Origin of the sequence: Vibrio sp. 10N.222.55.B11, assembly GCF_041473705.1 — a bacterium.
GTDB lineage: Bacteria > Pseudomonadota > Gammaproteobacteria > Enterobacterales > Vibrionaceae > Vibrio > Vibrio crassostreae_C.
Window position 1 is genome coordinate 24,316 of sequence record NZ_JBFRST010000106.1, and the last position, 8,870, is coordinate 33,185.

Consider the following 8,870-nt stretch of genomic DNA (forward strand, 5'->3'; position numbering starts at 1 on the left):
CATTAGAAGTTACGACCGATTGATTACTCATTTCAGAAACCTGTGATTTGGCTTACTTTTCCTTATGCAAACCACATCTACTGTATTGATATAAGTGTAACGGACCTAGGTATATTAATGTAACGCCAGTCTCTATAGCGGCAACTTGGTCGGCTCAAGGGTGGTATGGGACTCGTTGCACTTGGCGTTAATCTCTTATATTTTAGTAACTTAAAATTTATGATCAAGGAGTAGACAATGAAGTTGAAAATAAGGGAAGCTTTACCAATATGTGCCATCATGTTGCTAACGGCATGTGGTGGTGACTCTGATAGTGCCGATGATGTAAATGCAGCAACACCAATCAATTCACCTACAGATGCTTTAAGTCAGTTAGTTTCGTCAGGAACGTACCCAGACTTAGACACTAGTGATTCGCTTACAGGTTCAGTCACCAATAACGAAGCCATTCGAGACGATATATTGGCATATATTGAAGCGGCTAACTTATCAGCAAGTCAAAAGACACAAGTTAAGAGTATTGCCAGAACTATCCAAGAAGCTGTCCTTGTTGATCATTCTGATATCGATGCAGTCCTCCAAGTTGATGAAGAGTCTACTGTAGCTATCGGTTGCTTGAGTTTAGCTTTTGATAACCCTGCCGATGCACATCAAATTCTAAAAGCGATAGAACATTACACAGCAAACACTCGTGAGCGCGCAGCGGCATATTCAGCGTTCAATGAAGCTCTTGATGGCACTGTGACGCGCCTACCATCTAATATCGATTGCGTGGAATGATGTATGAAAAAAATTATTATAACCGCTTTAGCTGCGTCAATCTCTTTCAATGTAAGTTCTGCAACAGTTTGTGAAGTACCAGGGTATGTCGTTGGCTTTTTTAATGGAGTGTGGAATACAAAAAATGAAGCGAAATTAGCGACATTTGAATTCCAAAAGCAAATTGGAAATGAGTACAATTCAGAGCCTGTAGCATACGAGACTTTTTATAACGTAACTGGTTCATCGGTTAGTGCATCAGCGTTTCAAGATATAGCAGAAGTATTTATTCAGCGAGCGGAAGAAATAGACCCCGATCTCGGCGGTAGATTTGATATCTTTTGGTCAGCAATTACTGGTGGTGGAGCTGATGGTTTCTTAGATAAAGTCTACAATATTGTCAGCGCCCCTAGTGACTTGGTGTTGGGGCTACTTACTGAGCTTTACGACTGGGCATCATCCCAAACAGTTGCACTTGTTAGTCATTTGTTTTCTTCACCGCCAACAGCAAGCGATTACGCTCGTCATAACACGAGGATTCAGACGTTAGGCACACAGGGCGCAAAAATGCTGTTTATCGCCCACTCCCAAGGTAATCTTTTTGCTAATAATGCCTACAACGCAGCATTGGAATTGGATAACCTAGATGAATCTAATCTTGGGGTAGTCCACATTGCACCAGCTTCACCACAACTGAATGGACCTTATACACTAGCCGATCTCGATTTGGTGATAAATGGTTTAAGAGCTGTAGGGACAGTGCCCGATACAAATGTCTCGATACCAGTCAGCCATTTAGAGGTTGATCCATCTGGTCACACTCTCATACAAACCTATTTAAATACTTCTTTACAACCAGCTGGAATGATAAGAAACGATCTCCAATCGGAGCTGGCGTCATTACAAACTCCTGAAGCAATCGCTTCTACAGGGTCGTTCACAGCAACACTCAGTTGGAATGGTCTAGGTGATGTTGATTTGCATACGTTTGAACCCAATGGGATGCAGGTGTACTACCAAAATAGGGTAGGTAACGTTGGTGAGTTAGATGTTGATAACACCAGCGGCTATGGGCCAGAGCATTACTTCGCCACTTGTGACAGAGACAGCCTCGAACTCGGGGTATATAGTATCGGTGTGAATAACTACGCTCGTGCAGAAGGTCGAATTGCAACTGTTCAAATATCGACAGGTAGTATTTCGGATGTTCTAACTAAGTCAGTTACACTTGGGGAAGCTCAAGGTTCATCAGAGAATGCCAACCCATTACACATGATGAATGTTGTGGTTTCTGAAAACGACAGTGGTGGCATTGAAATAGGGGCTTTCTAGTAACCTTAAAGGGCCGTTTACCTATAGTAATATAATCTGATAGCCCTACTAAAACATCATTTGATGTTTTAGTAGGGCATTGCGTTTGGTCTACCAATTTCCGATACATTGTATGATTCGGAGTAGTAAATTTTGTCCGAACGACTTAGTCGCCAATCTGAACGTAACTCGGAAATGTCCAGAGGCTTCATAGACCTGAAGTTTTACTCGTCGTCGCGACTCAAGGCGAGTTCCAATGATATATTTTGTAACTGCAAGCAATTAGCTTTGTCGATAAGAGCTGATAACAAAGAGAGCCAAAGCTGACTAAATTGATTAACCAATAACTTTCAATGTTTTTGGTTATAGTATGTGTAATACAAATCCCAATAATACTTGAGTTATTTCAAATGAAACAAGAAGTACATAGGTTTGAGCTATCAATAAATAGCACTATCTCTGAAGTCTATGGCCACTTTACTAAGGCAAATAGTGACCAAAGCCTCGATAGAATGTTTGAAGGTCTTCAAAAAAAACTCAGGAAAATTACCTGCTCAGTGAGAGAGAGGGAGTGTACTCTCATTAATGTGTACATTGCATACGGCAGAAGACAAGAGGACTTTGATGGTAGAGGGAAGACTTGTAATTCTTTTCCTACAAGGAGAATCGAAAGTATAATGAACACCCATTCTAACCTTTCGCCAGAAGACCTGCTAGGTGAGGCTTTACGATCTTTAGAGCACTGAGCTGGAACTTTAACGTTTTCTAGATTAGCGCATGATAGCTGAAAATATGAGCAAAAAAATTAAGAGTAATTACACCATGACAATGCGATAGAGTCAGACCATGCTCTAATCAAAAAGCTCATCGAAGCGATTCAAGGTCTTTAAAGGTTACGGATATTGAACAAGAGTCAATTTGATTTTTGGTTAAGCCGTGACCGGGCAGAGGTGAGAGTGCACGAGGGATCAGCGTTTTTGAATGAACTCTTCAATACATTTACAGTTTAAGTATAAAATGAGGCGGCCAAATAGCCGTCCCAGACACACCATCTGACTTGTTTATTCACTCATTCCTTTAAGCCAAAAATTAATTCAATTTCATCATCAAGTCTTCTGCCCGTTGGTATAAAACCAAGTTTTTGATAAATAGAGAGCGCATTGCCTTTTTCTTTATCCATCGTGGTCAGGGAGACGCCTTTTAAACCGATAATGGAAGCGTATTTCTTACTGAAGTTAATCGCTTGACTCCCCAATCCCTTTCCTTGGAAACGATGGTCAATCATGACGCGCCATACATATAAATGCTCCTTTTGAAAGTGTTCATCGTGTGTGTCCAGTATTCTAGGGTCAATCAGAGAGATCAGGCCCGCAGGTTTATCGTTTAAGTAAATACCATAGTTGATACTATCGTCGTTAAAACTGGCTTCTGCAAGCCACTCTGCGTTGTTAGCAATGAGTTGTTTTTGAGACTCTTCCACTGAGAGAGCAATAATGTCATCGATAATGGTATTGTTTATTTTTAAAAAGCTAATTTTATTCATGCTTATTTACCTTGGGTAGGTATTTCATTAAAAGTAACTGGCCAATGTAAGGATCTTGATAAGCTAATCTTGAGTTATCAAAATGGTAATGCCGCTTTTGTTCCTGTCATTTAACATAGGCTCTTCAACTATCTTATAGATCTCTTTATCTGGCGCATGCTAGAACTCGCCAATCGTTTTTCATTAAGGTATATAGTCACAGTAGAGTATGCTTTCTCAAACAATGAGGATGGAAGTTCTTGTTTCCTATTTTGTCTGCACCCATGACAGAAATATGAGTTCCAAGCGTTGCCCACGATGATTAAAAAAAAGGGTCCGTACAGTATTTTTGCAACAGTCCCGTTACAAGAACCAAAACAAAATCCCTGCTAGAGTGCTTACTAGTGTAATGAAAGAGAGCTTTAACGTGTTCTAAGCCAGTTACATGTTGTATGTCACTTATCAACTAAAATGGTGGCTCTTCTCTTACCGCCTTTGCACTCAACAGTGACGTTCACTCCATTGACGAGTGCTTTCTCATTATTCGCTCTGGCTCTCACATCGAGTTCAAATTTGGACAACGAGTTCGGTAAGCGCAAAAGAAAGAGTGCTGGTTACCCTTTTGCTTTGGTACAGGCCAAATCTTGATGTTATCGAAGATGGCCAATCGCAGTGCTAAAATAGACAAAACTCTGGAATATTGCAGCTAATGTTATCGAAAGCTATTCTGCACTATTTTTGTAGTTTGCGTAATTGGTGTAGCCAAACTCAACACCAATGATACGAACCGCCATATAAGTTTTAGCCCAGACCATTTGACGTATTATTCCGGAATCTTTTGTCTCTTACAGTATGACTTTGTAAGTAAAATCATTACATAATGAAAGCGTATTCACTAGGTTGCTAGTTCAAACCTTGATGCTTTGGTTTTTCTAATAGCGATAAGATGTCGCTCCTAATGAATTGATAGCAGAGTAGTTTCTTACGTCTAAAGCGGGACTTGATTGGATGAACCAACGATAAATATAGGACGATTCACAATAATGCCGTGCTTGGCCGACATATCACTCAGATTGACATTACTCATGGGCGTTGATTAAGCGACTTTCCATACTTGTTAGAAGAATATTTATTACTTCTAAATCGTAGTCAATACAATGTTTCTAAAAATGACGTACTCTCTTACCTTTATCGTTTGGGTATAAAGAGAGTCGATTTAAAAGTGGGCAGTAAAACGTTGAATATTTTATAAAACTTTGACCAGAACGTTATATAAGGGCTTCAAGGAAGGTAATAACCTTAGTCTTTCGGTCTTTTTTATGACGTTGTCACAATGAAAGTTGGGTGAGGCGATAATTCCCCTCACTCAATTAGTACCTGAATATGATAACAATAAGGCCGATGGGTAGGAAAAGTCTAAAAGTTTCGTACAACGTCATACCATCCGGATGAAGGTGGACGTTAAGTGGGAAGGTGATGAAAGGGTTCCACATGACTCCGCGTTTAATCGAAGAAGGGACCTGTCGTATGACAAAAGAAAGTGCCCGCGCCGTTTTTTTTTCTTATCCTTATTTTTTATTGATTTAACTATTTATCTCCCCACGCGCAGTCCTTTATTGATGGCCATTTACTTGCTCGGCTAATGAGAAAGTTGTGCTAGTTCGTCTTTATTCAATCCTGTGACATCCATAATGGCTTCCTGATCTAGACCATTAAGCATCATCTTGTGCGCCATCTCCTTGAGGGCTTCTTGGCGACCTTCTTGGCGACCTTCTTGGCGACCTTCTTGACGTCCTTCTTGGCGGCCACGTTGCTCGCCTTGTTGGCGCAATTGTTCTGCAATAGTCATAAGTGTTTTCTCGTGTTTCGGTACTGATGAGGCCAGTGACGTAATTAACGCCTCTAGGTTGATTTCTGTTCACGCATTCATTTTAAGATTGGCCAATGGGAGAGATATTTAAAGTGAGCTGACTGCCCTATAGAAACTAACCTAAACAAGGGCTCTGTTAGTTTCTATATGAATTCTGGGCCTCTTAATTGAGGGGGGTGTAGTGAGGGTTTTGAAAGAAGCGACTATTTCGCGATCAAGAAATCCTCAATTGATTTTCCAGCATCAAGCTGTTCTTGAATTATGGAAGGGGTGCGACCTTGACCGGTCCAGGTTTTTTCTATGCCGTTCCCGTCTGTGTAACTATATTTAGCAAGGCGAGGCTTACGTTTACCTTTTATTTTATTCTTTGATTGACCTGCTAGAGCTTCTATAAGAGCTTCAATATTAACACCATCGACCTTGATTTGCTTTGCGATTTCAGCGACTTTGGATTCTTGTTCAGCACGAGCTTCGCGCTCTACTTCTTCGCTCTCTTGGCGTTCAAGAAAGACGGTCGTTAACTTATTCAGTGCTTCTTCAAGTTCCTCAAGTGTTAATTCACGAGAGAACGCACGAAGCGAGCGGATATTAAGTAAAGTTTTTATCATTTCGGTCATGTTGAGTCCATTTACATTTAAATTGAGATAATATTACAAATCAATAAGATACACAAAAATTGTCGAAACACGTTTTCTCCAAAAATAGCGTTGTGAATATTCCCTCTTAGGCATATTTTTCTAAATATCAATGAGTTATTGCCTATCTTCATCCGAGAATGATGCTTTTTTAGGGTAAATAGTTCGAGCGTCGCTAAAGCTTATGGATTTAAAGTGGCTGTACTGAATATCTTTGATTAATTTAGTGTTCAAACTTTCATGAGTAAACGCACAGTAAATATGCAAGTTATTGATGGCTATAGAGGATAGAGCACTCTCAAGTTGAGTTTCAGTAACCATGTAGATCAAAGGGGGTATTTCGGAACATCTCATATAACCATCAACCTCGTCATAGCATGTTGATTATTGCATGTGTCTGCATAAAGAAAAGTATGAATAGTCCTAAACTCTTATTGTGTCTCTGCATTGAAAACTGGCGTCCGTAAGGTTTGGGTGAAATTTTCACCTACCACTAGGATGGAAGGCTCCGTGTCACAAGGTGAGTATCGCAGTATATTATACTAGACCTAAATCCGGATTTAGGTGGAAAAATGAAGAAGAGAATTGGACCCTATGCGCAAACCTAGCCTAGCTAATGCCAATTTTAAAAGGTTCATGCGTAAGCCAGAGTTGCGTATTGAAAAGCTCTCTCTTTATGACCTATTTGGTCAGACTGGCTTTGGGTGCGTTGTCATATGGGAAAGCTTTCAGTCAAGGTTGAAGATGGGTATTTAGTCGGACATTGTCTACCCAAGGTAAAACCGAGAAATAGAAAGGCACTATTCAATCGTATAATCGTTATCACTCTCGGTGCAATAAAAGGTGAATGACTTCATCTTTCTCTTCAGAGTCAACTTCAACGCGATAAAAGCCTTTGGCTTTTAGCGCTTCAATTAACGCTTCCAACCGATGGGTTTTCACCGTCATAGCCAGGGGTTTTATCTGGTTATTGTCTTCATCAAACCCTTGCTCTATGCTTTTTTCTTTCATGTAAAGAGTATCTCGTTCCATTTCTTTTGTGGGGTCTTCCAACATAGTTGGAAACTGATGCTGCTCAAATAATTCCGTTAACATGATATAGAGTTCATCAGCCTGTGAGAACTTGGCTTGATACCCGAGATTCAGTTGATTTACCTCCCACATTTTTTGTTCGAGGTTGCCTGTTACACTTCGGCCAATACTGAGCATGGTTTTGAGTTCATTTTTACATGTCGAGAACTGAGGCCGTTTTACTTTTGGTTTGATGAATTTTACCAACAGTTCATTTCTTATTTTCGTTGTCCAATATCCACCTTGTTGACTCATGGTTAAATACAGTGCGAGAAGCGCATTCGTCACGATCTCATCAAGGGCTTGATAGTGCTTAAGGTTTCGACTCATGAATTTATTCTTTCTCTTTAATTGAAGCTTCCTAGCTGTTTTTCACGATTTTAAATTGAGTGCGTAATCAGCGTGTATTAAGGCTTAAATAATAAGGCGCATTCAAAAATTAACGGGAAACGCGAACATATACCTGCTCAAACTTTAATGGCACCGCTCGTCGCAATCCCGTAGCTGGCGAAGCCAGTCGAAGGGTGAGCAAGCGGTATTTCGAACCTCTTAAACCACCATGATTAAGCCTCTTTTCTAGACACAGAATCAATAGAAGGTAAGAGATCCTAAATATTTTTTTAATTGATTGATACTGTTAACTTTTCTTATTCTTTTTTCAAGCGAGACTATCGAATCATCAATCATTTTAAGATACTTTTCCATTTTGGCTTGCGTCTTCTTCTTGCTTGGTGCTGAGAATTGTCTCCAGACTTGAGACTTAACTCCTTGTTGGCTAAAGATGTCACGGTGGGCCCGATTTAAATCCAGGAGCTTCATTTCGAGCAAATGCTCCATTCTCACTAAAGTTGTTTCATCAAGAAGGTGCTCAGAATCGGGGACATATTCTGTCAGCATTCGGACTAAGGTCATCACATCATTCTCTCGTTTGGCCACCGCCAGTTTCTGCATTAAACGATGTTTCTCTTCTTTCTTTAACGGGTCAGACTCTTTATCTGGATGGATAACACTCGCAATGCGTTTGTACATTTTGTTGAGTTGAGTACCTCGGAACATTTCTTTGATGTTAAGCGCGTCGTCGTCTTCACTCTCAAAATAATCGAATTCAAAATCGTCCCAATCGTCCTCATTTTGGGCTCGTGGTGAAAATGAGTCGTTATTATGTTTAACAAAAGAGGCCCATAAGGCACTGATAAAAGCTTCAATGGCGAATGGATCACCAGAAGCCAGAATTTCACGGATTTTTTTGTGGGGTAAATCAATATCAGCGCCGAACATCTCCTTCATGCCGTTTTCAAATTCTCGACAAGCTGCATTGAGCGCTTGCTGTTTCTCTTTCTGAAATACTTTATTATGATAGGTTTCATACTCTTCGCATAACGCCTCGACTTTGTCTCTATCATTGATAAAAGGGCGATCAAGCAAGTCAATTAACTCCTGTTCAATCGCTTGCATCAAGCGATTGCGGATATTGGTTTTGAGTTTTTTTGAGGTCAAAAATGACATCAAGTGCTTAACCCAGGCACAGTGAAGATGGTCGAGCTTTTTATCATAGGGAGTCAGTTTATCTTTGTATTCAGAAAAAAGCTGATTGACCTTGATCTCGGCCTTTTGATTACGCCGTTCATTTTTTTCAATCTTCCTCCAGAGCTCAGATAAATAATCCGACTGAGAATGTGGAACGTTGTTTGAGTGAAAAATA

The 8,870-nt window shown here is 40.2% G+C and carries 6 protein-coding genes and 2 pseudogenes; 3 read left to right on the plus strand and 5 right to left on the minus strand.

Features of this window, described 5'->3' with window-relative positions; translation table 11 throughout:
• The first annotated feature begins 237 nt into the window (after positions 1-237).
• The 3 genes and pseudogenes from AB4503_RS24900 to AB4503_RS24910 form a co-directional block, all read left to right on the plus strand.
• A complete protein-coding gene (locus AB4503_RS24900) occupies positions 238-780 on the plus strand; it encodes a hypothetical protein (RefSeq protein WP_017100441.1) in 543 nt (180 codons plus the stop codon).
• Positions 781-783: 3 nt separating this feature from the next.
• Positions 784-2,091, plus strand: a complete 1,308-nt coding sequence (locus AB4503_RS24905) for a YfaP family protein (RefSeq protein ID WP_229648405.1) — start codon at positions 784-786, stop codon at positions 2,089-2,091.
• An 803-nt stretch (positions 2,092-2,894) separates the two neighbouring features.
• Positions 2,895-3,080 (plus strand): annotated as a pseudogene (locus AB4503_RS24910) (IS6 family transposase); the annotation flags it as partial.
• A gap of 59 nt (positions 3,081-3,139) precedes the next feature.
• On the opposite strand, the gene AB4503_RS24915 reads toward AB4503_RS24910, so the two are convergent.
• From AB4503_RS24915 to AB4503_RS24935, 5 genes and pseudogenes are all read right to left on the minus strand, one after another.
• Positions 3,140-3,613 carry a GNAT family N-acetyltransferase gene (locus AB4503_RS24915; protein WP_016800590.1) on the minus strand — a complete coding sequence of 158 codons (474 nt, stop codon included), beginning with the start codon at positions 3,611-3,613 and terminating at the stop codon, positions 3,140-3,142.
• Positions 3,614-5,231: 1,618 nt separating this feature from the next.
• Positions 5,232-5,501: pseudogene (locus tag AB4503_RS24920) on the minus strand (ISNCY family transposase); the annotation flags it as partial.
• A 164-nt stretch (positions 5,502-5,665) separates the two neighbouring features.
• Positions 5,666-6,079, minus strand: a complete 414-nt coding sequence (locus AB4503_RS24925) for an H-NS family nucleoid-associated regulatory protein (protein WP_069592252.1) — start codon at positions 6,077-6,079, stop codon at positions 5,666-5,668.
• Positions 6,080-6,919: 840 nt separating this feature from the next.
• On the minus strand, positions 6,920-7,498 hold the full coding sequence (locus AB4503_RS24930; RefSeq protein ID WP_017104238.1) for a DUF2913 family protein: 579 nt from the start codon (positions 7,496-7,498) through the stop codon (positions 6,920-6,922).
• Between the two features lie 258 nt (positions 7,499-7,756).
• Positions 7,757-8,869, minus strand: a complete 1,113-nt coding sequence (locus tag AB4503_RS24935; RefSeq protein ID WP_029223156.1) for a hypothetical protein — start codon at positions 8,867-8,869, stop codon at positions 7,757-7,759.
• Position 8,870: the final 1 nt, after the last annotated feature.